Genomic DNA, 26747 nt, shown 5'->3' on the forward strand with positions numbered 1-26747 from the left:
GCACGGGCGACGGGTGGGCGGCCCGCGCGTCCGGCCGCGGTCCGCCCGGATCACGTCGGCGGTGCCGGACCGCGGGGCCCGGCGCGCCTCGTCACACCTCCGGTCCGGGCCGGCGGCATGGCGCTGCGCCCCGGCCGTGGTGCGCATACCTAGCATGACCGCGTGGATGCCATGGACCGGGCGGGCACCGCCGACCGGGCGCCGGACGCCGGCGCGGCGGCGCGGGGTCCGTGTGCGCCGGACCGCCGCGGGCCACGGGCGGCGGGTGCGGTGTGCTCGTTGCTGAGGGCCTGTCACCCGGGGCCGGCCGCGGCGGTCACGCTCCTGACGGGCGGGCTGGCAGTGGCCGCCGGGCGGACCGGACCCGGAGTGCTGCTGGTGGTCGCCGCGGTGCTGGCGGGGCAGTTGTCGGTCGGCTGGAGCAATGACGCGGTGGACGCCGCCCGCGACACCGCCGTCGGCCGGCGCACCAAGGCGGTGGTGGCGGGCGCGGTGACCGCGGGTGCCGTACGGACCGCGGCAGGTGCCGCCCTCGCGCTCTGCCTGCCGCTCTCCTTCGCCTGCGGGCCGCTCGCGGGGGCGGTGCATCTGGCCGGGGTCGGCGCGGGCTGGGCGTACAACCTGGGGCTGAAGTCGACCGTGCTGTCCTGGCTGCCGTACGCCGCGGGGTTCGCCTCGCTCCCCGCCTTCGTGGTGCTGGGCCTGCCGGGCCGGCCCTGGCCGCCGTGGTGGACGGTCCTCGGGGCCGCGCTGCTCGGGGTCGGCGCGCATCTGGCCAATGTGCTGCCGGACATCGCCGACGACCTGGCCACGGGGGTGCACGGCTGGCCGCAGCGGCTGGGCCGGCACCGGTCGGGCCTGCTGCTGCCGGTACCGCTGGTGGCGGCGACCGCGGTGCTGGCGTTCGGGCGGCCCGGCCCGGCCGGTGCCGCCGGGCCGTTCGCCGTGGCCGCGGCGGTGATCGTGGCGGCCGGCGGGGCGCTGCTGGGCCGGACCCGGCCGAAGGTGCCGTTCGCCGCGGCGGTCGTCGTCGCGGCGGTCGGCGTCGTCCTGCTGCTGCGGCAGGGCATGGCCACCGGCTGAGGTACGGCGGTCGGCCACCGCGCCACGGCGGTGCGGGCACGTCGCCCGGCGGACCACCGTTGCGCTACGCGTACAAGGCCCCGGTGAGGGGAGGCGATGCGGAACCGGGAGGGGCGGGACGGGCACCGGGCCGTCGGTCCGTACGGGGTCGGCGTGCGCCGCCTCGTCCGGTCCCCGCCCGCCACCGGGAGACGGCGGGGCCGCACGTCGGGCAACGAGGACGGCCACCGCCGTCCCGGCCGTCACCATCGGCGCGCGGTCAGCGTGCGGCGCAGCACTCAGCCGGTGCCGTCGGTATCGCGATAAGTCGGGCGGCCCGCGAGCCAGGTGCCCAGGACGCGGATGTGCCGGATCCGCATCGGATCGACGGTGCGTGGGTCGTCCGACAGCCAGACCAGATCCGCGGGGGTGCCGGGCGCCAGCCGGGTGCGGTCGTCGGCGTATGCCTGGTGGGCCACGCCGGAGGTGTAAGCGTCGAGTGCCTGGCCGGCCGTCAGCCGCTGATGGGCCGTCCAGCCGTCGCGGGGCTCGCCGTCGAAGGTGCGGCGGGTCACCGCGACCTGGATACCGGCCAGCGGCTCGTGGGAGGAGACGGGCCAGTCGCTGCCGAAGGAGAGCCGCGTCCCCGCGCGCGCCAGATCCCCCATCGGGTACTGCAACGCCGCGCGCGCCGCACCCAGCCGCGGAATGCTCAACTCGGTCTGGAGCGGGTCCAGTTGGGCCCAGAGCGGTTCGAAGTTCGCGATCACGCCCAGGGCCGCGAAGCGCGGCAGGTCGACGGGGTCGGCGAGCTGCACATGGGTGATCACCGGGCGCCGGTCCCAGGCCGGGTTGGCCGCCACCGCGGCGGCGATCGCGTCGAGGGCGGTGCGTACGCCCGCGTCGCCGATGGCGTGGAGGTGCACCTGGAACCCGTCGGCGTCGAAGGCGCGGACGGCCGCGGCGAGTTCCGCCGCGGGCCAGACCGGCATACCGCAGGTGTGCGGGGCGTCCCGGTACGGCGCCAGCACCGCCGCGGTACCGCCCTCGATGACGCCGTCGCAGAAGAACTTCACGGTGCGCGCGGAGAGCAGGGCGCTGCCCGCGGCCTCGACCCGCCACCGGACCGCGGCGAACGGTGCCCGCTGCGCGCGCCAGCGGTCGGGGTCGGCGCGCTGGGCGAGGTTCACCCGGAACGCCAGGGCGTCGCGCCAGGCCGCCTCCAGGTACGGACGCACCATCTCCGGTTCGACCCAGGCGTCCTGGACCCAGGTCAGCCCCGCTCGGGCGTAGTGCGCGCCGGCCACCCGCAGCGCCTGGACCAGTTCGTCCACCGGCCGTGCGGGGAGCCTGTCGAGGACGAGGTCGCAGGCGTGCCACTCGCGCAGGGTGCCCATGGGGGTGCCGTCGGGGCGCCGGACTATCCGGCCGAGCGGCGGGTCGGGCGTCGTCCCGTCGACCCCGGCCCGGCGCAGCGCCTCGGTGTTGCACCACACCGTGTGGTAGTCGTCCGCGCGCAGGACGGCCGGCCGGTCGGGTACGGCCGCGTCCAGCCAGCGGGCGTCGAACTCGCCGTCGGGCGCGAGCGCCGGGTCGTAGGAGGCGCCGACGATCCACTCCTCGTCCGGGTGCGCGGCGGCCCAGCGCCCGACCTCGGAGACGACCGCGTCGACCGTCGCCAGCCCCTTGATCCGCGGTCCCGCCTCCTCCAGACCGCCGAACATCGGGTGGGCGTGGCCGTCCCCGAAGGCCGCCGTGAGCAACCCGCCGCCGAGGTCGACCAGTTCCGTGGCGGCCGGCGCCATGGCCTCGGCCTGCGCGCCGAGTGCGACCACCCTGCCGTCGCGTACGGCGAGCGCGGTGCTGTCGCCGCGGCCGTCCGCGCCGTCGCCGGTACGTACCGTCCCCCGGAAGAGCAGGGTCCCCGTCGTGGCTGCCATGTCAGCTGGTTCCTCTCGGTGTCGCGGTGTCGCACCGGCAGCGGTGCCGTGTGGCGTACGGTGCGCCGCTTTGCGACAGGAGTGAAGTGCCGCGTCGCGGCGGGCGGCGCCACACCACGGTGGTGTGTGGTGCCGGAGGTCAGCCGCGTTCGGCGTCCACCGTGGTGAGCAGCGCGTACCGCTGCGGGTCGCGGCGCCGGATGCGCAGCGCGACGGCCAGTCCGGCGGCGAACGCGAGCGGCAGGGGGACGAGGAGCGCGGCGTTGATCCCGGCCGAAGCGCCGGTCAGCAGGCCGAGGTTGCGGCACACCAGGACGATCAGCACGGCGAGCCCGGCGCCGGCCAGCAGTGGCGCCGCCACCACCCGCCAGGCGGGCAGCCCCCGGCGGTCGCGGCGGAAGAAGCCGTACACGGCGAGCGCGGCGAGCGCCTGCATGATCATGATGCCCAGGATGCCGGTGCCGTTGGTCCACAGGAAGGTGACGGCGTACGGGTCCGCTCCGGTGGCGATGGTGGCCAGCACCCCGGCGAGCCCGAGCGCGGACTGGAGGAGGACCGCGGCGGCCGGCGATCTGGTCCCCGCCGTCACGGTGCCGAGGCGGCGGGGCAGCAGTCCCTCGCGGCCCAGGGCGTAGAAGTAGCGGGTGGCGCCGTTGTGGAAGGCGAGGACGGCGGCGAACGCGCTGCTGATGACGAGCAGATGCATGGCGTCAGCGGCCCAGGCGCCGGCGAACCGCTCGGTGGCGGTGAAGACCATGTCGGTGCCGCCCGCGCCGTTCGCCACCGCCTGCACCCGGTCCGCGCCGAAGGCGTTGATGATCGTCCAGACCGTGAAGGTGTAGAAGAGCGCGAGGAAGCCGACGGCGATATACGTCGCGCGCGGCACCGAACGCTCCGGCCGGCGCACCTCCTCGGCGTAGATCGCGGTCGCCTCGAAGCCGATGAACGCGCCGACGGCGAGCACGAACATGCCGCCCACGCCCGCGTTGGCGAGGTGCTCGGGCGAGAGCGCGCCGAGCCGGGGGCCGTCGGGCCCGCCGCCGTGCGCGAACACCCCCGCCTCGAACACCAGCAGGACCAGCACTTCGAGGGCGAGCGCGACGCCGAGCACCTTGGCGCTGAGGGTGACCTTGAGATAGCCGAGGGCGCCGATGGCGGCCAGCCCCGAGAGCGCCCAGACCCACCAGGAGACGCGGACGCCCGTCAGCTCGTGGAAGCCGGACTCGGTGAACCAGCCGAAGACGGCGAGCAGTCCGACCTCGATGGCGTTGTACGCGAGGAGCGCCACATAGGCCGAGCCCACCCCGACGGCCCGGCCGAGACCGCGGCCGATGTACGCGTAGAACGCGCCGGCGTTGCGGACGTACCGGCTCATCGCGGTGAAACCGGCGGCGAAGACGATGAGCAGCAGACCGGAGATCAGATAGCCGAGGGGCGCAGCCTGGCCCGCCATACCGATCGCCACCGGGGCGACACCGGCCATCACGGTCAGCGGCGCGGCCGCGGCCACCACGAAGAAGACCAGGTCACCGGTGCCGATGGCGCCCTTTTCGAGCGCGCCGGCGGCGGTGGACGAGGCCGTGGACGGAGCGGTGGGCGATGAAACGGATGAATACGAGGAATGCAATGAATGCGATGAAGACATGGACGGCTGCGGGCTCATGCGCGACCCTCTTAACTAATGGCTTTAGTTTTGTGGGGAGACCGTACGCGGCACACGGTCCGCGGGGAAGACCTCGGGGGAACCGGATCCCGGCGGGCCGTCCGGGCCGCGCGAGGAGGGAAGTCGGGCCATGGGGAGGCCGCACACACCGCTGCTCGGCACGGACCGGATCACCGGGAGGCGCTCGCGCTGATCGACGCCGAGGGCGCCGACGCGTTCAGCCTGCCCCGGCTCGCGGCGCGGCTGGGGATCAGGACGCCGTCGCTCTACCACCACGTCACGGGCCGGGCGGCGGTCGTCGAGGGCGTACGGCGGCTGGTCACTCGCCGAGGCACGCGCCTGAGTCGCCGGGGCGGGTGCGCGGTGGCGGTCCGGCGTGCTCGCGCGCGCTCGCCCGACACGGCGGCGGAGCGGGGAAGATTGCGCGGCTCCGGGTTGTTGAGCGATCGTCATGACGGCCCGCGGCGGCCCGCCGCCGCGGCCCTGTGCCGATGAATCAATTCTTCGATGAGGGGACGGGCAGCATGCCTCTTGAGGGTGAGTACGAGCCGAGCCCTACGCAGTGGGTGCGCGACCAGGTCGCGTTGTACGAGAGCTCCGGCGGCACCGAGGGCACGACGTTGCGGGACATGCCCGTCATCGTCCTGACCACCCGGGGCTCGAAGAGCGGCAAGATCCGCAAGAGCCCGCTGATGCGGGTGGAGCACCAGGGGGCGTACGCCGCGGTCGCCTCACTGGGCGGCGCCCCCAAGCACCCGGTCTGGTACCACAACATCGTGGCCGACCCCCGGGTGGAGCTCCAGGACGGCCCGGTGCGCCAGGACATGACGGCGCGTGAGGTGACCGGTGAGGAGAAGGCGGTGTGGTGGGAGCGCGCGGTCGCGGCGTTCCCCGACTACGCCGACTACCAGCGGAAGACGGCCCGCGAGATCCCCGTCTTCGTCCTGGAGGCGACGCCCGCCGGCCACTGACCAGCTGCCTGGTGCCGCCGTGCCCCATGTTCCCGTCCCCGGGTCCATGGGGCACCGTGCCGTCCGGCGCCGGTCAGCGGGGGACGAGGGAGACTTCGGTGGCCTTGACGCCGGTCCACACCGGTACGCCGTCGGCCAGGCCGAGTTCGAGGGCCGCCTGCGGGGTGATCTCGGCGACGAGGTCGGGCACCTCGGTCGAGCTGATCAGGATCCGCAGCCGGCTGCCCGCCGAGGTGATCTCGCGGATGGTGCCCGGCCAGACGTTGCGCGGGCTGCCTCCGGGTTTGTCGCGGTGGACGGAGACGGCCTCGGGCGCGATGATCGCCAGCGCCCGGGTGCCGGCCGGGAGGCTCTCCGCGACGACGAGCCGGCCGCCGCCGGCCGGCGCGAGACCGTCGGCGGTGGCGGTGCCGGGCCAGGCGTTCCGGCCGAGCATCCGGGCGACCCAGGGAGAGTGCGGGCGGCGGGTGACCTCGGCGGGCGGGGCGTCCTGGAGGGTGCGGCCGTCCTCCAGGACGAGGACGCGGTCGGCCAGGGAGACCGCCTCGACCGGGTCGTGGGTGACGATCAGGCAGACCCCGCCGAAGCCCGCGAGGTGGGTGCGCAGAGTGTGCCGGACATGGGCGCGGGTGGTCTGGTCCAGGGCCGCGAGCGGCTCGTCGAGCAGCAGGAGCCGGGGCCGGGCGGCCAGCGCGCGGGCCAGCGCGACGCGTTGGGCCTGGCCGCCGGAGAGCTGGGCGGGCTTGCGGTGGGCGAGGTGGCCGACGTCCAGCCGGTCCAGCCACCACTGGGCCTCGCGGCGGGCCTCGGCGCGCGGGACGCGCTGCGCGCGCAGCCCGTACGCCGTGTTGGTCAGCGCGCTCAGGTGCGGGAAGAGCGCGCCGTCCTGGGGCACCCAGGCGACGCCGCGACGGTGCGGGGGCAGCGCGCCGGCGTCGGTGCCGCCGAGCCGCAGGGCCGCGCGGGCGCGCGGGGTGAGGCCGAGCAGGGCGCGCAGCAGTGTGGTCTTGCCGGCGCCGTTGGGGCCGACGACGGCGATGGTGGTGCCCGGATCGGCGTCGAGGGTCAGCTGGTTGAAGCCGGTGACCTCGGCGTGCAGCGGCCAGCGCTCCTGCGGGGCGGGGGGCTTCGGGGCCGCGGGTTCCGGGCGGGGGTGGCCGTCGTCCCCGGTGCGGTGCCGGTCGGTCCCGGCGGGCGGTGGCGGCGCCGGGTGCGCGTCGTCGGCGGGGCGTGCCGCGGCGCGCGGGGCGCGGCGGGGGCGGACGGTGGCGCCCCCGGTCCAGCGGCCGCGCAGGCCGATGAGGACGGCCATGGCGATGGCGAGCAGCAGCAGGGAGACGGAGGTGGCGGCTTCCGGGGAGTCCTGGAGCAGCAGATAGACCTGGAGGGGCAGCGTCTGGGTCGTCCCGGGCAGATTGCCCGCGAAGGTGATGGTGGCGCCGAACTCGCCGAGGGCGCGCGCCCAGGTCAGCGCGGCGCCGGCGGCGAGCCCGGGGGCGACCATGGGGAGGGTGACGGTGCAGAAGACCCGTACCGGCGAGGCGCCGAGCGAGGCCGCCGTCTCCTCGTAGGCGGGGCGCAGTCCGGCGAGTGTGCCCTCCAGGCTGATGACCAGGAACGGCATCGCGACGAAGGTGGCCGCCACCACCGCGCCCGAGGTGTGGAAGGGCAGGGTGAGACCGAAGGTGTCCTCCAGCCAGGGGCCGAGCAGACCGCGGCGGCCGAAGCCGAGGAGCAGGGCGACTCCGCCGACCGTGGGCGGCAGGACCATCGGCAGCAGCACCAGGGTGCGCACCAGGGTCTTGCCGGGGAACGTGACCCGGGCCAGCAGCCAGGCCAGCGGCACTCCGAGCAGCAGGGACAGCCCCAGCGCCCAGAAGGAGACGAGCAGCGAGAGCCGGAGGGCCTCGGTGACGCCGGGGCTGGTGAGGTGGGTGCCCAGCTCGCCCCAGGAGGTGCGGGCGAGGATGCCGATCAGCGGCATCAGCAGGAACGCGATCGCCAGGAGTGCGGGCACGGCCAGGGCGACCGGGGTACGGGTGCCGGGCGTGCGGGTGCGGGGGCGTCTCATCGGAGGTCCTGGGATCGGGGTCGGCGGACGGATCGGGGCGGGCGGACGGGACGCGTACGGCGGTGGCGCGGAGGGCGCGGGGTGCGCAGGGCGCGGGCCGGACGGCCGCACGGCGCTGTCCGGTCCCCCGATCCGGACAGCTCCGTGCGGCGTGCGGCGGTACGCACCGTGGGCCGTACGCCGTGGGGCCGACGGCTGCCTACGGCTTCTGGAAGCCCGCCTTCTGCAGGATCTGCTGTGCCTCGGGCGTGTTCAGCCACGTCACGAACGCGGCCGCGGCCGCGCTGTTCTTGGACGTCTTCAGGGTCGCGGCCGGGTAGTCGGCAACGGCGTTCTGCGCGTCGGGGATGTCGATGGCCTCGACCTTGCCGGGCGCGGTCGCGGCGTCCGTCTTGTAGACGATGCCGGCGTCGGCCTCGCCCAGTTCCACCTTGCTCAGCACGGCGCGGACGTTGGGCTCCTGGGAGACCGGGTGCACCGCGAGGTGCTGCTGGTCCAGGACCTTCTTGCTGTAGCGGCCGACCGGTACCTCGGGAGCGGCGAGGACGACCTTGAGGTTGCTGCCGGTGAGGTCCTTGAGGTCGTGGATCTTCTTCGGGTTGTCCTTGCCCACCGCGATGACCAGGCGGTTCTTGGCGATGACGGCCGGGGTGCCGGTGTCCGCCTTGAGCCCGTCCATGGTCTTGGTGTCGGCGGTGACCAGGGCGTCGGCGGGGGCGCCCTGCTTGACCTGGGCGGCCAGTTCCTGCGAACCGGCGAAGGAGAACTTCACCTTGGTGCCCGGGTGCGACTTCTCGTAGGCGGCGCCCGCGGTCTTGAAGACGTCGGTCAGCGAGGCGGCGGCCAGCACGGTGAGGTCCGCCTTGGCGGCGCTGCCGCCGGACTTCTCGGCACCGCCGGCCTTCGCGCCGTCGTCCTTGTTGCCGCATGCGGCGAGCGGGACGAGCAGCGCGGCGGTGACGATCGCGGCGGCGGCGCGGCGCCCGGTGAAGGCGAGGGACATGGGGCGGGACTCCTTGGGACGCGGGGCGACCGGTGCCGCCCGAGCGGGTAGGGACGAGCCGCGCCGGGGACGGCCGGCGCCGCTCGGTCGGCGCGGTGGCTCAGGTGCGGTCGATATGCACATTGGTGGACTTCACGCGGGCGGTGGCCTGCATGCCCACTTCCAGGCCCAGTTCCTCCACCGCTTCCCGGGTCAGCAGGGACACCAGGCGGTGCGGGCCCGCCTGGATCTCGACCTGGGCGGCCACATCGCCGAGTTTCACGGCGGTGACGATGCCGGGGAAGGCGTTCCGGGCGGAGGTGTACGAGATGTCCTCCTCGCCGCTGCCGTTCTGGGCGACCTCGACGGAGAAGGCGGCCAGGTCACGGCCGTCGATGAGGCGGCGGCCGCTCTCGTCGCGATGGGTCGCGACCTTTCCGGCGTCCGCCCAGCGGCGGGCGGTGTCGGGGCTGACGCCCAGCAGACGCGCCGCCTGGCCGATCGTGTAGGACTGCATATGCGACAACATATTCGCCATTGGCTGGTATTTGCAATTCATAAGACCATCTCGCCCAGCAGATGCCAGGGCATACAACGAAAGGGGCCGAGGGAGGAATCGGCGGCCCTTCCGGCCACCGCCCCTCCCCCGCGCTGTGGCCTCTCCGCCGGGCCGCTTCCTCACCGTTCTCCGGGACCGCCGTCACACTCCCCGGCGGCCTCCCAGGTCCCGACCCAGATGCCGGTGATCGCGCTGATGTAGCGCGCCCCGCAGCGGTCGGTGGGCACCACCAGCTGACTGCCCGCCGTGTCCAGTCCGCGCCCGTCCAGGGAGGCGGCCAGCAGCACCGGCGCAGCGCCGAAGTCGGCGTCGATCTCCGCCCAGGCCAGCACGGCGTGATGCCCGTCCCCGCCCGTGACGGAGAGCAGGAACCGGGAGCGGTCCTTGCGCCGCCGGACGTCGAAGGCGGGGCCCGCGTCGCCCACCACCTCCCGCAGCAGCGGCCCTTCGAAGGTGTGCCGGCGCGGCCCGCTGGTGGCGCAGTCGAAGACCACCCGGGCGCGGTGCTGCGCCCACCGCTCCCGGAGATCGGCGACGGTCAGCGAGGCCGGGCGGCACACCTGACCACCGATCAGAAGACGCCGGGGGACGGCGGCGCCGGGATCGGCTCCGGCGGCCGTGGCATCCACGGGCGCGGCACACCCGGACGTGGGGCATACGGGAGTGGGGCACCCGGATGTGGGGCATCCAGGCGTGGTGTCTATGGGCGAGGTGCGGGACGGCGTGCCGGTCCGGCTCATGGATGTCCCCCTCCAGGCGGTCCGCGCGGCGGCTGCCCCCCTGTGATGCCCGACCGCCCCGCCGATGAACCGCGTCTGCCACCTCCTTGCGCTTCTTTACCTCGCCGATGCGAGGTGAACCACCGCCTACGGGCGGCATGTCCGGGTTGACCCAGAGCGTCCTCCGGCCGTATGGGCAACGCGCAGACCCACCACGGGCGCCGCGGGGGGCCTCGCGGCGGACCGCCGGCCCTCGCGGGTCCGCCGCGGGGCCGGCCGACGTCGGCGCCGGTGCCCGTCGCATGGTTCACGAGGGAACCGGCCGCACACCGGCGCCCGCTTCGGTGGTCGCGGGCGCCGCGCCCGGCGGATCAGCGGCCCGGGGTACCGGCGGCGGAGGCGAGACCGGGCGGCGCGACGTCCAGGGCGTGGCGGATCGCCTCGACGAGGGCGAGCGCGGCCTCTTCGGTGAGTTCGACGGCCACCCGCGCCGCGGGGCCCTGCGCGGGGTTGAGGAAGTCGATGTTGACGGTGTGCTCGTAGGGGGCGTGCTGGGGGTGGTCGACGTAGACCATGGCCTCGCTGAGGGCGAAGTACCCCTGCGCGCCCTTGCCGCTGCCGTCGATCGCGATCTTCTCGGTGAGGTAGGTGCACATGGTGGCGGTGTCGCCTTCCGTGGAGTGCTGGTGTGGACGAGACGTGTGTGGCGGAGCGGGGTTCAGCCCGCGAGGTGGCGGCCGAAGAAGTCCAGGACGCGGCCCCAGCCCTCGACCGCGGTCTGCGGGCGGTAGCTGGGCCGGTCCACCGCGAAGAAGGCGTGCCCGGCGCCGTCATAGGTGTGGAACTCGTACGTCTTGCGGTGCGCCGTCAGCGCCTCCTCCAGTTCCGCGGTCTCGGCCGGGGACGGGTGCTGGTCCTCGGCGCCGAACAGGCCGAGCAGCGGACAGGAGAGGTTCTCGGTGAGGTGGAGCAGCGGTTCGGCCGGTACCGGGAAATCGTGGGGCGGGCGGCCGGCGACGAACGCCCCGTAGCAGTCCACGGCGGCCTGGAGATCCAGGCTGCACGCCGCGAGGAAGGACTGGCGGCCGCCGGAGCAGTAACCGATGGTCCCGACGCGCCCGTTGGCGGAGGAGAGCCCGCGCAGATAGCGGGCGGCGCCCGCCACGTCCCCGACCAGGCGTGCGTCGGGGACGCCGCCCCGGGCGCGGGCCGCGGCCGCCGCGTCGTCCGGGTCCGCGCCGGGCGCCTCGCGGCTGTAGAGATTGGGGCAGACGGCGGCGTAGCCCTCCGCGGCGAACCGGCGGGTGATCTCCTTGGTGGCCCGGTCGTAGCCGGGCATGTGGTGGATGACGACCACGCCGCCGGTGGGTCCGGGGGTGAGCGGGCGTGCGGTGTACGCCTCGATGGCGTCGCCGTCGTGGCCGGTGAGGGTGATGGTCTCGGCGAGCAGTGCGTCGTACATGGCGGATCCTCGGCTCGGGCACGGCGGCGGGGCGGCTGCCCTCGGCCGCCGGGGTGACGGGTTTCAGGAGGTGGCGTCGACGGGGTCCGGGGCCGGCCTGCGGGGGCCGGGCCGCTGCGCCCGTTCCGCGAGGTCTTCGAGGGCCGGGAGCGCCGCGTACAGCAGGCGCTGCCGGTCCTGGGGCAGCCCGGCTATCTCCTCGGCGAGCCGGCTGGTGGTCTCCCGGCGTACCGCGTCGAGCAGGGTCCGGCCGGCTTCGTCGAGGCTGAGGAGGGTGGCCCGCTGGTCGTCGGGGTCGGGCCGGCGGGCGATCCAGCCGCAGTCGTCGAGCAGATCCACCATGCGGGAGGCGGTGGACAGCGCGATGTTCATGCGGGCGGCGAGGCCGCTGACGCGCAGCGGGCCGTGGGCGGCGAGTACGGCGAGGGCGGTCAGCCTGCTGGGGGTGAGATCGGCGTGCACGTCATGGCCGCGGAGCAGCGGCAGCAGATGCTGTATCACCGCGCGCAGTCGCCCGGCCAGCTCCGCGGTCTCCGCCGGCCGCCCGGTGGTGTCCATCAGGGGCTCCCGGGGCGGTCCGGCGGGTTCCCGGGGCGGCCCGGTGCGGGGGGCGGCGCCGGGGCGGGGCCGGTGGCCGGACCGGGACCGGTCGCCGGATCGGGGCCGGTCACCGGGCCCGCGGATACGGCCGTGGCACCGGGTCCCCGCCCCCGCAGCGCCGGGTCCCCGGTCCGGTCGTCGTGACGGCGGTGGTCGTACGGCCCGTCGCGGCCGGTCCGGTCCTGGCGACGCTCCTCGTGGACCCGCTCGTCATGGATGTAGCGCCCGCCGCGCAGCAGCGAGGCGACGGCCGCGATCAGGCAGGCGGCGATGGCGAAGTCGAAGGCGACGGCCAGCCCGTCGGCGAACGGCGGGGAGATCAGCCGGGGGAAGAACTCGCGGCCGGTCAGGTACGCGGCGTGGCCGGCCGGCAACTGGCTCAGGACGTGCGGGCCGAGCAGGGTCTGCACCGGGTTGTAGCCCAGCAGGGAGGCGAACAGCACGCCCACCGGCGGCAGCGCCGCGACCTTGGCGGTGTCGGCCGCCGGGACGCCCTGCGCGGTCAGGCCGTGGGTGAGGGCGCCGGGCAGCGCGGATGCCAGCCCCGCGATCATCAGGGAGAAGAAGATGCCGATGGACAGCACCATGGCGGAGTTCTGGAAGGTGGTGCTGATACCGGCGCCGACGCCGCGCTGGTCGGGGGGCAGGCTGTTCATGACGGCGGCCCGGTTCGGCGCCGCGAACAGGCCCATGCCGATGCCGTTGAGCAGCAGGATCAGCGCGAAGCCCGGGTAGTCGAAATCGACCGGCAGCGCTTGCAGCGCGACGAACGTACCGGCCGCCAGCAGCATGCCGCCGGTGGCGAAGGTCCGGGCGCCGAACCGGTCCGAGGCCCAGCCGGACACCGGTCCGGCCACCAGGAAGCCGAGGGTCAGCGGCAGCATGTAGATACCCGCCCAGAGCGGTGTCTGGGTGAAGCTGTAGCCGTGCCGGGGCAGCCAGATGCCCTGCAGCCAGATGATCAGGATGAACATCAGGCCGCCGCGGCCGAGCGCGGCGAGCAGGCTGGCGAGGTTCCCCGCGGTGAACGCGCGGATGCGGAACAGGTCCAGCCGGAACATCGGTGCGGGCACCTTCGTCTCGATCACACAGCAGACGGCCAGCATCGCCACCCCGCCGGCCAGCGCGGCGACCACCGCGGGGCTGGTCCAGCCCATGGTGTGCCCGCCGTAGGGCTGGATGCCGTACGTGATGCCGGTCAGCACGGCGATCAGGCCCACCGCGAAGGTGAGGTTGCCCCACCAGTCGGGCCGGGCCGGGGTGCGGATACCGGTGTCGCGCAGTTTCCGATAGGCCCAGACCGTGCCGAAGACGCCGAACGGCACCGACACCAGGAAGACCAGCCGCCAGTCGACGGGGCCGAGCAGCCCGCCGAGGACCAGCCCGAGGAACGACCCGGCGATGCCCGCCACCTGGTTCAGGCCCAGGGCGAGGCCGCGCTGCCGGGCGGGGAAGGCGTCGGTGAGGATCGCGTTGGCGTTCGCCATCAGCATCGCGCCGCCGATGCCTTGCAGGACGCGCATGCCGATCAGCCACAGGGCGCCGGCCGTGCCGTGCTGCCAGGTCACCGAGAGCAGTACGGAGAAGACGGTGAAGACGGCGAAGCCCAGGTTGTACATCCGGGTCCTGCCGTACATGTCGCCGAGCCGGCCGAAGCTCACCACGAGGACGGCGGTGACGACCAGATAGCCCATGATCAGCCAGAGCAGCAGGCCCGTGTTCCCGGGCTGGAGGGGATTCACTCCGATGCCGCGGAAGATGTCGGGCAGCGCGATCAGCATGATCGACATGTTGATGGAGGCGATCAGCATGCCGAGGGTCGTGTTCGACAGGGCGACCCATTTGTAGCGCGGGCCGGGTACGAAGCGCGGCCCCGGGCTCGGGCCGGTCACCGCCGCGACGGTCTTTCCCACGGGACACCACTCCCATCGGGAGGTACACCGGGAGATTCACTTGCTTGACGTCAACCAATTTAGTCCCGCCCCCGGCGTCCGGCCAGCGTTCCGCATACCGCGTACCGCGCTCCCGGTGCCGGCGCGGCACCACCTGCCCGTCCCGCGCGGACGGGTGCGGGCGGACGGCCGCGCGGGCGGAAATATCCGGTTGGCCCGCCCGCGTCCCGGTGCTCCAATGTGCGGATGGATCTTGATGCGGTACGCGCCCTCCTCGACCGGCAGCTGCGGCGTGCGGCGCCGCCCGATTCCGCCGCCGCCCAGGTCGAGCGGACCGGCGGTGTGGTGCGCCAGACCGGCGGGCCCACCGACTGGAACGGCATCCTCTGGTCGGAGCTGACCGAGGCCACCGCCGACGCGGCGATCGCCGCGCAGGTGCGGCACTTCGCCGCGATGGACCGCGAGTTCGAGTGGACGGTGTACGCGCACGACCGGCCCGCCGACCTCGCCGCGCGGCTGCGGGCGGCCGGTTTCCAGCCCGAACCGGCGGAGACGCTGATGGTCGCCGAGGTGGCCGGGCTGCCGAAGGAGGTCGAACTGCCCCCGGACGTACGGTTGCTGCCGGTGACGGACCCGGCCGGGGTGGAGCTGCTGGTGCGGGTGCACGAGGAGGTGTTCGGCGCGCCCGGCGGCCGGCTGCGGGACCGGCTGCTCGCCCGGCTCGCGGCGGATCCGGACGCGCTCGCCCTCACCGTCGTGATGGCCGCTGACGAGCCGGTGTCCGGGGCGCGGCTGGAGTGGGTGCCGGGGACGGACTTCGCGGGGCTGTGGGGCGGCGGCACGCTGTCCGCCTGGCGCGGCCGCGGCATCTACCGGGCGCTGATCGCCCACCGCGCCCGGCTCGCCGCCGAACGCGGGGTGCGCTACCTGCGGGTGGACGCCTCCGACCAAAGCCGCCCGATCCTGCGGCGCCTGGGCTTCGCCGAGCTGAGCACGGCCACCCCGTACCTCCACCGCCCCTGACGGGCGGACGCCACCGACCCTGTACCGCAAGGGAGTTGGGCAGGGTGGCCGCCGTCGCACCGAGACCGGAGCGGGCGGGAAAATACCGCAGGGGCGGTTTCTACCGTTTGCGGCGAAATGTGCCGGATGTAACGCTGGGATCTCCCGTAGAAGGAGTTGATCGCATGATTACGGACCGCACAGCACCGGCCGAGTCGGTAACCCTTACCGCGGAGGTCGAGAATCTGGTGGACTCCGCCGAACCCGACGCCGTCTTCCGGGACACCCGCGAGTGCGGTGGAGGGCTACTGCTCCTCGGCCTGCTCCTGATCTCGCCGCCCACTCCGCGGCCGAAGACGGACGCCCGATAAGGGACCTGCGTTGGCTGAACAGGCGCAGGGAGCAGTCCCACTGAGCGCTGTGATCGCTGATGCTGCGACAGGGGTCGCCCTCGCCCTGCGGGGTGAGGGCGACCCTTACGCGCTGTCCCGCACCCTGCGGCAGGGGGACGCGCTGGCGCTGGCCGCGATCCGGGTGCTGGGCGCCGACGCGCTCGCACCGTACGCGCTCGGCCACCGGGCCGGACCCGGCGGCGAGGACGAGAGTGTGGTCAGGGAGGCGCTCGCGGCATATCCGCCGGGGGTGGCAGCCTCCGATGTGTCGGTGTGGAGCTACCGGGGCCTGATCGAGGCGTCGCACGCCTTTCTGAACGGTGGCGCGGACGGCTGGCCGCGTCCGCCCGAGGCCGGCGCCGGGTGGATCGGCACCGACCCGTGGCCACGGCTGTCCCACCGGGCTTCCCAGCTCGCCGCCCTCGCGCTCCCCGGCCTGGCGCCGGGGCTGGCCGAGGCGCTGGCGGCACGCACCGACGATCTCTCCCGCGGTTTCGTCCGGGCGGTACGCCGTCAGGACTGGCTCCAGGCGGCCGGTCTGGGCCGCTGGCTGGCCCGGCTGCCCGAGGTGCCGCCGACGCTGGGCCTCGACGGCGGGCTGGCCTTCGTCCGGCAGATGAGCGGCGGGGATGCCCGGGTGGCGCTGCACGTCGTGGCCGCCCGGCGGTTCCACGGGCGGGGGTGGTGACCGGCGGCCGGGGCGACCCGGCGCTGCTGGACCGGCTGGTCGGTGACGGCCTGGGGTGGCTGGACGGGGCGCGCGCGTCCTTCCGACTGCCGCCGGACGTGACCACCGACGCCGACCCCAACACGACCCTCAAACCCCTCGGTGAACTGGCCGAACTCACCGAGCTCACCCGGACGGCGCACCCCCGGCGCGAGATCCGCGAGCGGGCGGACGCCCTCTTCGCGTTCGCCTGGCAGGAGACCGGCGAGGGGGAGCTCTTCGCCGAGCTGATCCGCGGTGAGCCGCGGGCGACCTATCCGGTGGAGCTGTACGGGATCTTCGCGCAGGCCGGGCTCCGCCACGCCGCCGTGGAGGAGCTGCTGGTGACGACGACCGGGCTGCGGGGCTGGCGGGTGGCGCGCGAGGACCACACCCGTACGCTCGGCGTGCTCAACGCGGAGCGGCGGATCGGCCTGCCCCGGCACGCCGCCGCCGACGCCGAGTTCGCGCACACCGGGCTGGGCCTGCTGCCGGAGCCGTGGACGCTGGACCGCAAGGCGGCGTACGGCGTGACCCATGACGTCTTCCACCTCACCGACTGGGGCCGCGCCCGCCGGCGGCTGCCCGCGGCGCACGCCGGATATCTGCGCCTGTGGCTGCCCGCCTGGCTGGAGTGCTGGCTGGAGGAACAGCTGTGGGACCTGGTGGGTGAGTTGCTGGCGGTGACGGCCTGTCTGCCCGACGCTCCGTACGACGCGGCGGCCTGGCAGCGGCTGGCCGCCGCCCAGACCTCCGACGGCGCCGTCCCCGAGACCGGCACCGCCACCCGGTCCGCCGACCCCGCGGAGACCTTCCTGGCCTGCTACCACTCCACCCTGGTGACCGTCTTCGCCGGCACCCTCGCCCGGATCGCCGCCACCGAGGCCGCGGACGGCCCGGCGGCGGCCGGACGGCCCCCCTTCGAAAGCGAGGCAGCCCCGTGACCGTACCGACGGCCGCACCCCCCGCACTGCTGCACCAGGTCGGCGACCGCGCGCTGACCTGGCTCGACGCCCACCGCGAGCACTTCCGGCTGATGCCCGAGGACCACGCCACCAGCGGCGCGGTGATCGAACGGCTCAAGCCGATCGGCGAGTTGGCGATCAATATGCAGGTGCTCTTCCGGGAGGGCGTGGCGGGCTCCCGGCAGCACGCCCGCGCCGGACAGCTGCTCGACTTCGCCTGGCGGGAGCTGCTGGACGGCGGCAATGTGCTGGCCGCGCTGCAGCGCGCCGAACCGCTCTCCCCGGTGTCTCTGGAGATCTACGCGCCCTTCCACGAACTGGGCCACCGCCACCCCCAGCTGGAGGCGGCCATCGAGGTGTGCCGGCGCACCACGACGTGGTCGGCGCTGGAGATGGTGCCCAACCGGCGGCTCGGTGTGCTCAACGCCGAACGCAAGATGGGGCTGGCGCCCAGCGGCGACTTCGACCGGGCCGTGGCCCGCACCTGGCTGGGGCAGCTGCCCGAACCGTGGTCGGTGCAATACCACATCGCCTACGACCTCACCCACACCGTCTTCCACCTCACCAACTGGGGCGAGGCGCCCGGCCGGATCCCGCCGGCGATCGCCGCCTACCTCACGCGGTACCTGCCCGCGTGGATGGAGGACTGGGCAGACCTCGAACACTGGGATCTGCTCGGCGAACTCCTCGTCGTGGACGCCTGCCTGCCGCGTCCGACGCTGGACGGCGAGCTGTGGGAACGGTACGCCGCCGCGCAGTGCGGCAGCGGTGCGATGCCCATCCAGCACGGGATGCCGGCCGGTGACCCGGCGGAGGTCTTCGACCTCGTCCACCACCCCACCCTGGTCGCCGCGTTCGCCTCCGCGATGGCCACCTCCCGGGCGCTCTCCCCCGGCACCGCCCGATGAGCCCGCACGGCCCCGGCACCCGCCTCGCGGACCGCCTCACCCGGGCGCTCGCCGCCGTCGACGCCCCGGACACCGTGCTCGCGGTGACCCGCCGCGGTGAGCGCACCCTGGTCACCGGCGGCACCGCCTGCCCGCCGCCCCGGCCGCGGGAGGCACTGCGCTACGAGCTGGGTTCGCTCTCCAAGACCTTCACCGTGCTGCTCCTCGCCGACCTGGCGCGGGCCGGGGTGCTGCGCCTCGACGATCCGCTCGCCGCCCATCTGCCGGACCTGCGGCTCCCGCACCCCGCCTCGCGCCGGATCACGCTGTGCCATCTGGCCACGCACACCGCGGGGCTGCCGCGCGTCCCGCGCGATCTGGTGGCGGGTGCGCTGCTGCGCCCGTACCGCAGCGGCTACGCCGGGTACGACACCGAGCGGCTGCTGCGCACCTTCGCCCGTACCCGGCCCCGTCATCCGCCCGGTACCCGCTGGCACTACTCCAACCTCGGGCTGGCGCTGCTGGGCCCCGCCATGGCGCGGGCCGCCGGTGCCGACTACCGCACGCTGCTCACCGACCGCGTGCTGCGCCCGCTCGCGCTGACCGGCACCGCCCTGGGCCCCGGCCCCACCGGCACCGACGCCGTCGGGCACCGTGCGGACGGCCGTACGCCGGTGCCGGGCTCCGACATGGGCGGCTTCGCCGCCGCCGGGGCGGTCCGCGCCACCCCGGGTGATCTGCTGACCTACCTCGAAGCGCTGCTCTCCCCCGACTCCGCCGCGCTGAGCGGGCCGCTGCGCGACGTCCAGGTCCCGCTGCTGCGGCGCGGCCTGCGGCACCGCCACACCCACACGCTGACGTGGTACCAGCACCCCGCGCCGGGCGGGCCGCTGCTCTTCCACGCCGGGGCGACCTTCGGCCAGCAGGCGTTCCTGGGCTACCACCCGGTGTCCCGGACCGGCGTCGTCGCCCTCGCCACCCGCCGCGGCCGCGGCTGCCGGCTGACCGGCACGGCGTACGAGCTGCTGTACGCGCTCGGCGGCGAGCCCGCGCCCTGAGCCCGCCGCGCGGCGCCCCTACAGCTCGCCCGCCAGGACCCGGGCGAGGGATGCCTCGGGGCGTTCCTCGGTAGCCCGGCGGAAGGCGTCCGCGTAGGCGTGGTCGCCGATCGCCGCGCGGGCCCGCTGCTCGCACTCCTCGCGGACCGCGCGCAGCTCCGGTGTACCGCGCTGCGGGTGGCCGACGGTGCGCCAGAACGCCTGGCCGCTGCCGTAGATGAGGGCGGCGCCCTCGCCGTTGCCCTGTGCCGCCACCGCGGCGGCCAGCAGGTCGAGGCCGAGCGCGATACCGAAGTTGTCGCCGATGCCCTTCTTCCCGGCGAGCATCGCGCGGGCGTGGTCCGCGGAGTCCTTCGGGCGGCCCTGGAAGAGGGAGATCAGGGAGAGCTGGTAGTCGGTGTAGGCGCGGGTCCAGTACTCGCCCAGTTCCACACAGCCGCGGCGCAGTGCGGTCGCCTCGGTCCGCGCCTCGGCCAGCTTGCCCAGGCCGGTGAGGGCGAAGACCCGGATGAGATGGCAGCGCAGCCGGGCGGGCGAGTCGAACGGGGCGTTCACCAGCGGGCCGAGGGCCTGGTCGGCGACGCTGTACGCGGCCAGCGGCCGGCCCGCCATCAGGTGGGTGAGGCCGACGAGGTAGCCGGCCGCGAGCATCGCCTCCACGTCGTCGTCGGCGCGGGCGGCGCGGGAGCACTGGCGGCCCAGTTCGTCGGCGGTCTCCAGATCGCCCTGGAGCAGCACGCCGACGCCGAGCGCCCACAGCGCCCGGGTGCGGGCCGGGCACGGGGTGCGGTGCGCGACGAGGGCGCGTTCCAAGTAGTCCCGGGCCTCGTGCAGATGGCCGCAGCAGCTCCAGAAGAAGCCGACCGCGGCGCTCAGTTCGAGGGCGCGTTCCGGGTCGACGACGAGCAGGTGGTCCAGCGCGGTGCACAGGTCGATATGCGCCTCGGCGACCCGCCGGTACCACTGAACCTGGTCGGGGCCCAGCCAGCCGGTCTCGGCCAGGCGGCCGAAGCCGACGAAGTGCGCGGCGTGCCGGGCCGACAGGGCCGGTTCCTCGCGCAGTTCCGCCAGCCACATGCGGCCGTACTCGCGGAGCGTGTCGAGCATGCGGAAGCGCTGGCCCTCACGGGTGAGCACCGATTTGGCGGCGAGTCCGGCCAGTGCCGTGCGGACCCCCTGTGCGGAGAGCGGGCCGCCGGCGCAGACGGCCCGCGCGGACGTCTCGTCGAATGATCCCCGGAAGACGGAGAGGCGCGCCCACAGCAGCCGCTCCAGCGGTTCGCACAGTTCGTGGCTCCAGCCGATGGCGGTGCGCAGCGTCCGGTGGCGCGGGGTCCATGCCCAGCCGGCGCCGTCGAGGGTGTCGAAGCGGGAGTTGAGCCGCTCGGCAACGCGCTCGGGGGTGCTGTCCGCCAGCTGGGCGCCGGCCAGTTCCAGGGCCAGCGGGATGCCTTCGAGACGGCGGCAGATCTCGGCGGCGGCCGCCGTGTGCGACGGGTCGGTGAGCCGGAGCCCGGGGGACGCGGTGGCCGCCCGTTCCGCGAGCAAGGCGAGGGCATCGTTGTCACCCTCGACGGGCAGCGGTTCGATCTCGGTGACCCATTCGCCGCCGACCTCCAGCGGCTGCCGGCTGGTGACCAGCACGGTGAGCCCGGGGGCGGCGGTCAGCAGATCGCCGGTCAGGTTGCGGCAGGCATCGACGAGGTGTTCACAGGAGTCCAGCACCAGGAGCAGCTGTTTGTCGGCGAGCCATTCGCACAGTGCCGCCACCGGCATCCGGGCCGTGTGGTCGGACAGTCCGACGGCATCGGAGACGGTGGCCAGCAGCAGTTGTTCACCGTGGAGGGGTGCGAGGTCGGCCCACCACACCCCGTCGGGGTAATGCGGCAGCGCCGCTCCGGCGGCCCGCATCGCGATCCGTGTCTTGCCCACACCACCCGGCCCGGTCAGGGTGATCAGCCGGTGCCGCGCCAACTCGCTGTCCAGTCGGCGCAGTTCGGCCCGTCGACCGACAAAGCTGGTCGATTCCTCGGGAATATTGCTCTCCACCGGGCCAGTTTGCCGCACCTGCGGCACCGGGGTGAGGACGGCAAAGGCCCCCGCGGGCCGCCGGATACCGCCCCTGGCGCGGTGGTTTCGCGGTAGGGCGGGGGTGTCCGGCGGGCCCGGTGTCACCCGATGGTCTACCGCGACGAGGTTGACGGACAGCGTCCCCGGCCGCCGTCCGGCCGGGCCGCGGCCGGGGATTCGCCCGCCGTCACGCGTCCCGTGCGGCCGCCCCGCCGGCGCCGAGGCCGAGGTCCGGTCCGGCCGGCGGCGCGAAGTGCCGCGCGACCTCGGCCGCGGTCACCGCGGCCAACCGGTCCGGTGTCCAGCGCGGGTCGCGGTCCTTGTCGATGATCTGCGCGCGGATGCCCTCGACCAGGTCGGGCGAGGTCAGCATGGCGCACGCGATGCGGTACTCCTGGTCCAGGGCGTGCTCCAGGGAGCCGAGCGCGCGGGCCCGGCGCAGTGCGGCGAGGGTGACCTTCAGGGAGGTGGGAGACCTGGTGTACAGGGTCTCCGCCGCTTCCTTCGCGGCCTGTTCGCCGCTGTCCGCCAGCCGTTCGGTGATCTCCTCGACCGTGTCGGCCGCGTAGCAGCTGTCGATCCACTCCCGGTGGGCGGCGAGTTCGCCGCCGGGCGCGGTGGCGGCGCAGCGGGCCACGGTCTCCGGCACACCGGCGCCGGCCAGCCCGTCGGCGAGGTCCGACAGCCGCGCCGCGGGGACGAAGTGGTCGGCGAGCCCCAGCAGCAGGGCGTCGGCCGCGCCGACCGCGGCACCGGTGAGCGCGAGGTGGGTGCCCAGTTCGCCGGGGGCGCGGGCCAGCAGGAAGGTCCCGCCGACGTCGGGGACGAAGCCGATGCCGGTCTCCGGCATGGCGATCCGGGAGCGTTCGGTGACGATCCGTACCCCGGCGTGCGCGGAGAGGCCGACGCCGCCCCCCATCACGATGCCGTCCATCAGGGCGACATAGGGCTTGGGGTAGCGGGCGATCCGGGCGTTGAGGCGGTATTCATCGCGCCAGAAGGCCCGCGACGAGGCTCCGCCGCCGGCACCGGCGTCCCGGTGGATGGCGCGGATGTCGCCGCCGGCGCAGAGCCCGCGCTCACCGGCGCCGCGCAGGACGACGGTGGCCACCGCCGGATCGTGCTCCCATGCGGTGAGCGCCTCGTCGATGCGGCGCACCATGGTGTGGTCGAGGGCATTGAGGGCGCGGGGCCGGTTGAGGGTGAGGTATCCGGCCCGGCCTTCGGTGTGCAGGAGTACGGAGTCGTCGGCGCTCATCGGCCCGCTCCGCTCGGCGCCGGTGCGGCAGTGACACACATGGTCTCGTCGTCCTTTCCAGGATCCGCTGCGCCCGCTGGCCGCGGGCGGTTGCTCGCCCCCACTCCATCAGACGGTGGCGGCGGCTTCGCCGTTGCGGTCCGCCGCCGGATTTCGATCACTGGGCAATCCTTTAGGCTTAGGTTAGGCTCACCTTACTCGTCAGGGCGGTCTCCGTGCCGGACCGCACCGGTCCATGACGGCAACGCCGGCACGGCCGCGCCGGAACTCCGGCCGGACACCGCACTTCGCCCACCCGTATCGGTTCCCTGCACACCCCACACCGGTTCCCCGACGGGACCTTCGGAGAAATGGAGTCCCCGTGCCGACGGCACCCGAAGTCGCCACGCACGTCCCAGCGGCCGGCCCGGCCCACCCCGCCGTGGGGGCGGCCACCGCGCTCCTGGACGGCTACTCGCCCGGTGACCGCTTCCTGGCCACCCCCACCCGTACGCTGCTGGCGCACGGCGTGGAACGCGAAGTGCCGCACGGCACGGGCCCGTTGCCGCAACGGGTGGCCGCCGCGCTGGACGCGGCCCGCGCCGCGGGGCACCGCGCGCCGGTCGTCATCGGTGCCACCCCCTTCGACCACGCCGCGCCCGCCGCCCTGGTCGTCGCCGAGTCGGTGCGCAGCGCGCCGCCGCTCACCGCGGACCCGCTGATCGCACTGCCCGCCGAGGCACCGGCCGCGACGGACTGGCAGATACGCCCGCACCCCGCGCCCGAGGTGTACGGGGCGGGCGTCGCCGCCGCCGTCGAGCGCATGTGGCGCGGCGAGTTCAGCAAGGTCGTGCTGGCCCGCACCCTCGAACTCACCGCTCCCGCGCCGCTGGACATCCCCGCGATGCTGCAACGGCTGGCCCGCCGCGACCCGTCCGGCTACACCTTCGCGCTGCCCACCGCGCCCGGCCGCACGCTGCTGGGGGCCAGCCCCGAACTGCTGGTCTCCCGACGCGGACCGCGCGTCGTCGCCAACCCGCTCGCCGGATCGGCGCAGCGCAGCCCCGACCTCGCCGAGGACGTCCGCCGCGCCGCCGCGCTGCTCCGGTCCGCGAAGGATCTGCACGAGCACGCCGTCGTGGTGGACGCGGTACGCGAGGCGCTCGCGCCCTACTGCACGGCGCTGGAGGTACCCGAGGGGCCCACGCTGGTGCGCACCGCCACCATGTGGCATCTGTCCACCACCGTGCACGGCACCCTCGCCACACCGGACGCCTCGGCGCTCGAACTGGCCTGTGCGCTGCACCCCACCCCCGCCGTCTGCGGCACCCCGACCGACACCGCCCGCGAGGTGATCGGCGCGACCGAGCCGTTCGACCGCGGCTTCTTCACCGGCATGATCGGCTGGGGTGACGCGCACGGCGACGGCGAGTGGGTGGTGACCATCCGCTGCGCCGAGGCCGCGGAGCGCTCGCTGCGGCTGTACGCGGGTGCGGGCGTCGTCGCCGCCTCCGACCCGGCGGCGGAGACCGCCGAGACGGCCGCCAAGTTCCGTACCTTCCTGCACGCCGTGGGGGCCGAGCTGTGAGTGCCGTGCCCACGCCGACCTGGCCCGCCGAATTCGCCGCGCGCTACCGCGCGGCCGGCTGGTGGCGCGGCGAGACCTTCGGACAGGTGCTGCGGGACCGCGCCGCCGCGCACCCGGACCGGATCGCCGTCGTCGATCCGGCGGCCGGTGTGCGCCGTACGTACGGCGAACTCGACGCGCGCGCCGACCGGCTGGCGGCCGGTTTCCTCGCACGCGGTATTGCCAAGGGCGACCGGGTGGTCGTCCAGTTGCCCAATACCTCGGAGTTCTTCGAGGTGATCTTCGCGCTCTTCCGGATCGGCGCGCTCCCGGTCTTCGCGCTGCCCGCGCACCGCGAGAGCGAGATCGGCTACTTCTGCGCCTTCACCGAGGCCGTCGCCTACGTCATCCCGGCCGCACACGGCGGCTACGACTACCGGGCGCTGGCCGGGAAGGTCCGCGCGACATCGCCCGCGCTGCGCCATGTGTTCGTGGCGGGCGGCTCTCCGCCGGACGCGGACGACGGCTGCGAACCGCTCGCCGACGTCTTCGCGGAGCCCGTCGAGATCACCGGACCGCAGCCGCACGAGCTGGCGTTCCTCCAGCTCTCCGGCGGCAGTACGGGCATCCCCAAGCTGATCCCGCGCACCCATGACGACTACCTCTACTCGGTGCGCGGCTCCAACGAGATCTGCGGCGTCGACGAGCACAGCGTGTACCTGTGCGTGCTGCCCGCGGCGCACAACTTCCCGCTCTCCTCGCCCGGCACCCTCGGCGCGCTGTACGCGGGCGGCCGGGTGGTGCTCTGTCCGGAGCCCAGCCCGGACACCGCCTTCCCGCTGATCGAGCGGGAGGGCGTCACCCTCACCGGTGTGGTGCCGCCGCTGGCGCTGGTGTGGACGGAGGCGGCGGCCGCGTCCGCGTACGACCTGAGCAGCCTCGACGTGCTGCTGGTGGGCGGTGCCAAGTTCAGTGAGGAGGCGGCCCGGCGGGTCCGGCCGGCGCTCGGCTGCACCGTGCAGCAGGTCTTCGGGATGGCTGAGGGCCTGGTCAACTACACCCGGCTGGACGACCCCGCGGAGGTCATCGTCACCACCCAGGGCCGGCCGATCTCGCCCGACGACGAGATCAGGGTCGTGGACGACGCGGACCGCGAGGTGCCGACCGGGGAGGCGGGCCATCTGCTGACCCGCGGCCCGTACACCATCCGCGGCTACTGGCGGGCTCCCGGGCACAACGCCACGGCCTTCACCGAGGACGGCTTCTACCGCACCGGCGACATCGTCCGGCTCACCCCCACCGGCCATCTGGTGGTCGAGGGGCGGGCCAAGGACCAGATCAACCGGGGCGGCGAGAAGATCGCGGCCGAGGAGGTGGAGAACCATCTGCTCGCCCACCCCGCCGTGCACGACGCCAATCTCGTGGCGGAGGCCGATCCGTATCTGGGCGAGCGCACCTGCGCGTACGTCATCCTGCGGGCCGGGGCCGCGCCGCTGAAGCCGGCCGCCGTCAAGGCGTTCATCCGCCAACGGGGCCTGGCCGCCTACAAGGTGCCCGACCGGGTGGAGTTCGTGACCGCCTTCCCGCAGACCGGTATCGGCAAGATCTCCAAGAAGGACCTGCGGGCCGCGGCCGCCCGCACGGCCCGCGCACCGGAACGGGAGACCGGACCGGTGCCGGTGCCCGCCGTGGAGTGACCGGCGTACCCAACTGCTCACGAGGGCCCCGCGATGCCGCGCGGGGCCCTCGTGCCGTATGTGGTGGCCGAGGCCGGTGCGGGGGTGGTGCCGGCGCCGTCCGGCCGCGGACACGAAGGAGCGGCCGACGCCCACCGGCGTCGGCCGCTCCGTCCGTTCCCGGGCGTCGGCCTGCGGCCTTCCCGGCCGTCAGCGCGCGAGGGCGCTCTTGACGTTGTCCAGCACCGTCTGCGCGGCGATCGGGCCGCCCGCGCTGTTCCAGGCGGCGCCCTCGATGACCACGACATGGCCCTGCTTCTCGGCCTTCAGCTGGCCGAAGTTGGGCACCTTCTTGGCCTCCTCGTACGCCTTCTGGCCTGCGGCCTTGTCGCCGAGCGTGCCGAAGAACAGCCAGTCGCCGTCGATCGTGTCCAGCTTCTCCAGGCTCACCGGCTCGCTGTGGCCGGCGCTCTCGCCCTGCTGGTTCGCGGGGCGCTGGAGGCCGAGCGCGGCGAGGGTGGCGCCGACATGGCCCTTGCCCTTGCCGACGATCGAGGGCGCGCCGTCCTGCCAGCGGACCACACTGGTGACGGCCCCGGCGTTGCCCTTGAGTGCGGTCTTGGTGGTCGCCACCTCGGAGTCGAAGCGGCCGAGCCACTTCTCGGCGTCCGGCTTCTTGTTGAGCGCGTCCGCGGTGGCGGTGAACGCCTTCTTCCAGTCCTCGTTGAGCTTGGCGGTGAGCACGGTGGGCGCGATGCCCTGGAGCTTGTCGAGCACCCGCTTGGCGCCGACGGTCTCGTCCACCAGGATCAGGTCCGGCTGGAGGGTGGCGAGCTTCTCCAGGTCGGGTTCGGCGACGGTGGCGACGATCTCGGCCCCGCCCGCCTTGCCGGCGAGGTAGGTCGAGACGCCGTGCTGGCCGCGTCCGGCGGTGGCGCCGACCGGCTTGAAGCCGAGGGTGAGTGCCGCGTCGAGGGTCGGTTCGCTGAGCGTGACGACCTTCTTGGGCGCCGCGGGCACGGTGACCTGCTTGCCGTTGGCGTCGGTGACGCTGCGCGTACCGGCGGTCTTGTCCGCCGTTGCCCCGGCCGTACCGGACGTCGTCTCACCGCCGCAGGCGGTCAGCGCGAGGGAGGCGGCGAGCACGGCGGCGGGGAGGGCGGCCGCGCGGCGGACGGCGGATCGGTGCGGCTGGGAAGCACGCGGCATGGGGGTGGCTCCTGGTTCGTTGGGGAGGGGAGAGGGGACGGGTCGGAGGGTGCCGGG

General features: G+C 74.4%; 24 protein-coding genes. 11 read left to right on the plus strand and 13 right to left on the minus strand.

Going from position 1 to position 26747, the window contains the following annotated elements:
- Window positions 1-162: 162 nt before the first annotated feature.
- Window positions 163-1083, plus strand: a complete 921-nt coding sequence (locus tag IH09_RS04520) for a UbiA family prenyltransferase (protein WP_052854226.1) — start codon at window positions 163-165, stop codon at window positions 1081-1083.
- A 278-nt stretch (window positions 1084-1361) separates the two neighbouring features.
- On the opposite strand, the gene IH09_RS04525 is transcribed toward IH09_RS04520, so the two are convergent.
- Together IH09_RS04525 and IH09_RS04530 are read right to left on the minus strand one after the other, a co-directional pair.
- The gene (locus tag IH09_RS04525; RefSeq protein WP_052854229.1) at window positions 1362-3002 is read right to left on the minus strand and encodes an amidohydrolase; all 1641 of its coding nucleotides are present in this window, start codon (window positions 3000-3002) and stop codon (window positions 1362-1364) included.
- Window positions 3003-3141: 139 nt separating this feature from the next.
- Complete coding sequence (locus IH09_RS04530) at window positions 3142-4647, minus strand: APC family permease (RefSeq protein ID WP_052854231.1); 1506 nt, start codon at window positions 4645-4647, stop codon at window positions 3142-3144.
- A 36-nt stretch (window positions 4648-4683) separates the two neighbouring features.
- Here IH09_RS04530 and IH09_RS40550 point away from each other — a divergent pair, with 36 nt between their 5' ends.
- Both IH09_RS40550 and IH09_RS04535 read left to right on the plus strand, forming a co-directional pair.
- Window positions 4684-5160: a TetR family transcriptional regulator gene (locus IH09_RS40550; RefSeq protein ID WP_094791098.1), complete on the plus strand. Its 477-nt coding sequence runs from the start codon at window positions 4684-4686 to the stop codon at window positions 5158-5160.
- 29 nt (window positions 5161-5189) lie between these two features.
- Window positions 5190-5636, plus strand: a complete 447-nt coding sequence (locus tag IH09_RS04535) for a nitroreductase family deazaflavin-dependent oxidoreductase (protein WP_052854487.1) — start codon at window positions 5190-5192, stop codon at window positions 5634-5636.
- Window positions 5637-5709: 73 nt separating this feature from the next.
- Here the strand turns inward: IH09_RS04535 and IH09_RS04540 are convergent, their stop codons facing one another.
- The 8 genes from IH09_RS04540 to IH09_RS04575 all read right to left on the minus strand — a co-directional run bounded on the left by IH09_RS04540 (window position 5710) and on the right by IH09_RS04575 (window position 13942).
- Window positions 5710-7707, minus strand: coding sequence for an ABC transporter permease (locus tag IH09_RS04540; protein WP_052854234.1), 1998 nt, complete (start codon window positions 7705-7707; stop codon window positions 5710-5712).
- Between the two features lie 199 nt (window positions 7708-7906).
- Window positions 7907-8710, minus strand: coding sequence for a molybdate ABC transporter substrate-binding protein (gene modA / locus IH09_RS04545; RefSeq protein ID WP_052854237.1), 804 nt, complete (start codon window positions 8708-8710; stop codon window positions 7907-7909).
- A gap of 100 nt (window positions 8711-8810) precedes the next feature.
- The gene (locus tag IH09_RS04550) at window positions 8811-9206 is read right to left on the minus strand and encodes a TOBE domain-containing protein (protein ID WP_052854238.1); all 396 of its coding nucleotides are present in this window, start codon (window positions 9204-9206) and stop codon (window positions 8811-8813) included.
- A 161-nt stretch (window positions 9207-9367) separates the two neighbouring features.
- Entirely contained in the window at window positions 9368-9877 is a 510-nt protein-coding gene (locus IH09_RS04555; protein ID WP_052854240.1) for a molybdopterin-binding protein, read from the minus strand.
- A 461-nt stretch (window positions 9878-10338) separates the two neighbouring features.
- Entirely contained in the window at window positions 10339-10623 is a 285-nt protein-coding gene (locus IH09_RS04560) for a DUF6295 family protein (RefSeq protein ID WP_052854242.1), read from the minus strand.
- A 62-nt stretch (window positions 10624-10685) separates the two neighbouring features.
- Window positions 10686-11429 (minus strand): dienelactone hydrolase family protein, encoded by a 744-nt coding sequence (locus IH09_RS04565; RefSeq protein WP_052854244.1) that lies wholly within the window; start codon window positions 11427-11429, stop codon window positions 10686-10688.
- A 63-nt stretch (window positions 11430-11492) separates the two neighbouring features.
- A complete protein-coding gene (locus IH09_RS04570; protein ID WP_052854246.1) occupies window positions 11493-11987 on the minus strand; it encodes a MarR family winged helix-turn-helix transcriptional regulator in 495 nt (164 codons plus the stop codon).
- On the minus strand, window positions 11987-13942 hold the full coding sequence (locus tag IH09_RS04575) for an MFS transporter (RefSeq protein ID WP_404827227.1): 1956 nt from the start codon (window positions 13940-13942) through the stop codon (window positions 11987-11989). Before IH09_RS04575 ends, IH09_RS04570 begins: the two co-directional genes overlap by 1 nt.
- Before the next feature lie 225 nt (window positions 13943-14167).
- On the opposite strand from IH09_RS04575, the gene IH09_RS04580 reads away from it, so the two are divergent.
- The 6 genes from IH09_RS04580 (at window position 14168) to IH09_RS04605 (ending at window position 18931) form a co-directional block, all read left to right on the plus strand.
- Window positions 14168-14944, plus strand: a complete 777-nt coding sequence (locus tag IH09_RS04580) for a GNAT family N-acetyltransferase (RefSeq protein ID WP_052854248.1) — start codon at window positions 14168-14170, stop codon at window positions 14942-14944.
- Between the two features lie 164 nt (window positions 14945-15108).
- Complete coding sequence (locus IH09_RS04585; RefSeq protein WP_052854250.1) at window positions 15109-15294, plus strand: hypothetical protein; 186 nt, start codon at window positions 15109-15111, stop codon at window positions 15292-15294.
- 49 nt (window positions 15295-15343) lie between these two features.
- Window positions 15344-16003, plus strand: coding sequence for a hypothetical protein (locus IH09_RS04590; protein ID WP_052854252.1), 660 nt, complete (start codon window positions 15344-15346; stop codon window positions 16001-16003).
- Window positions 16000-16965, plus strand: a complete 966-nt coding sequence (locus tag IH09_RS04595) for a DUF6895 family protein (protein ID WP_052854489.1) — start codon at window positions 16000-16002, stop codon at window positions 16963-16965. The genes IH09_RS04590 and IH09_RS04595 overlap by 4 nt, the downstream gene beginning before the upstream one ends.
- Complete coding sequence (locus IH09_RS04600) at window positions 16962-17894, plus strand: DUF6895 family protein (protein WP_052854254.1); 933 nt, start codon at window positions 16962-16964, stop codon at window positions 17892-17894. Before IH09_RS04595 ends, IH09_RS04600 begins: the two co-directional genes overlap by 4 nt.
- Window positions 17891-18931: a serine hydrolase domain-containing protein gene (locus IH09_RS04605; RefSeq protein WP_052854256.1), complete on the plus strand. Its 1041-nt coding sequence runs from the start codon at window positions 17891-17893 to the stop codon at window positions 18929-18931. The genes IH09_RS04600 and IH09_RS04605 overlap by 4 nt, the downstream gene beginning before the upstream one ends.
- 18 nt (window positions 18932-18949) lie before the next feature.
- Here IH09_RS04605 and IH09_RS04610 read toward each other — a convergent pair whose 3' ends face one another.
- Both IH09_RS04610 and IH09_RS04615 read right to left on the minus strand, forming a co-directional pair.
- Window positions 18950-20980 (minus strand): ATP-binding protein, encoded by a 2031-nt coding sequence (locus tag IH09_RS04610; RefSeq protein WP_052854258.1) that lies wholly within the window; start codon window positions 20978-20980, stop codon window positions 18950-18952.
- Window positions 20981-21188: 208 nt separating this feature from the next.
- Window positions 21189-22259, minus strand: a complete 1071-nt coding sequence (locus tag IH09_RS04615) for an enoyl-CoA hydratase/isomerase family protein (RefSeq protein WP_052854260.1) — start codon at window positions 22257-22259, stop codon at window positions 21189-21191.
- Between the two features lie 361 nt (window positions 22260-22620).
- On the opposite strand from IH09_RS04615, the gene dhbC reads away from it, so the two are divergent.
- Together dhbC and IH09_RS04625 are read left to right on the plus strand one after the other, a co-directional pair.
- Entirely contained in the window at window positions 22621-23826 is a 1206-nt protein-coding gene (gene dhbC, locus IH09_RS04620; protein WP_052854262.1) for an isochorismate synthase DhbC, read from the plus strand.
- The gene (locus tag IH09_RS04625) at window positions 23823-25502 is read left to right on the plus strand and encodes a (2,3-dihydroxybenzoyl)adenylate synthase (protein ID WP_052854264.1); all 1680 of its coding nucleotides are present in this window, start codon (window positions 23823-23825) and stop codon (window positions 25500-25502) included. Before dhbC ends, IH09_RS04625 begins: the two co-directional genes overlap by 4 nt.
- A gap of 189 nt (window positions 25503-25691) precedes the next feature.
- Here the strand turns inward: IH09_RS04625 and IH09_RS04630 are convergent, their stop codons facing one another.
- Window positions 25692-26690 (minus strand): ABC transporter substrate-binding protein, encoded by a 999-nt coding sequence (locus IH09_RS04630; protein ID WP_052854266.1) that lies wholly within the window; start codon window positions 26688-26690, stop codon window positions 25692-25694.
- Window positions 26691-26747 lie beyond the last annotated feature (57 nt).

Origin of the sequence: Streptomyces celluloflavus (genome assembly GCA_000720995.1) — a bacterium.
In the GTDB taxonomy this organism is placed as follows: domain Bacteria; phylum Actinomycetota; class Actinomycetes; order Streptomycetales; family Streptomycetaceae; genus Streptomyces; species Streptomyces celluloflavus.

Excerpts from the sequence above, each read along its gene's own strand:
- IH09_RS04525 (WP_052854229.1), bottom strand. The coding sequence starts at position 3,002 with ATGGCAGCCACGACGGGGACCCTGCTCTTCCGGGGGACGGTACGTACC.
- IH09_RS04530 (WP_052854231.1), bottom strand. The coding sequence starts at position 4,647 with ATGTCTTCATCGCATTCATTGCATTCCTCGTATTCATCCGTTTCATCG.
- IH09_RS40550 (WP_094791098.1), top strand. The coding sequence starts at position 4,684 with ATGGCTTTAGTTTTGTGGGGAGACCGTACGCGGCACACGGTCCGCGGG.
- IH09_RS04535 (WP_052854487.1), top strand. The coding sequence starts at position 5,190 with ATGCCTCTTGAGGGTGAGTACGAGCCGAGCCCTACGCAGTGGGTGCGC.
- IH09_RS04540 (WP_052854234.1), bottom strand. The coding sequence starts at position 7,707 with ATGAGACGCCCCCGCACCCGCACGCCCGGCACCCGTACCCCGGTCGCC.
- modA (WP_052854237.1), bottom strand. The coding sequence starts at position 8,710 with ATGTCCCTCGCCTTCACCGGGCGCCGCGCCGCCGCCGCGATCGTCACC.
- IH09_RS04550 (WP_052854238.1), bottom strand. The coding sequence starts at position 9,206 with ATGCAGTCCTACACGATCGGCCAGGCGGCGCGTCTGCTGGGCGTCAGC.
- IH09_RS04560 (WP_052854242.1), bottom strand. The coding sequence starts at position 10,623 with ATGTGCACCTACCTCACCGAGAAGATCGCGATCGACGGCAGCGGCAAG.
- IH09_RS04565 (WP_052854244.1), bottom strand. The coding sequence starts at position 11,429 with ATGTACGACGCACTGCTCGCCGAGACCATCACCCTCACCGGCCACGAC.
- IH09_RS04570 (WP_052854246.1), bottom strand. The coding sequence starts at position 11,987 with ATGGACACCACCGGGCGGCCGGCGGAGACCGCGGAGCTGGCCGGGCGA.
- IH09_RS04580 (WP_052854248.1), top strand. The coding sequence starts at position 14,168 with ATGGATCTTGATGCGGTACGCGCCCTCCTCGACCGGCAGCTGCGGCGT.
- IH09_RS04585 (WP_052854250.1), top strand. The coding sequence starts at position 15,109 with ATGATTACGGACCGCACAGCACCGGCCGAGTCGGTAACCCTTACCGCG.
- IH09_RS04605 (WP_052854256.1), top strand. The coding sequence starts at position 17,891 with ATGAGCCCGCACGGCCCCGGCACCCGCCTCGCGGACCGCCTCACCCGG.
- IH09_RS04615 (WP_052854260.1), bottom strand. The coding sequence starts at position 22,259 with ATGAGCGCCGACGACTCCGTACTCCTGCACACCGAAGGCCGGGCCGGA.
- IH09_RS04630 (WP_052854266.1), bottom strand. The coding sequence starts at position 26,690 with ATGCCGCGTGCTTCCCAGCCGCACCGATCCGCCGTCCGCCGCGCGGCC.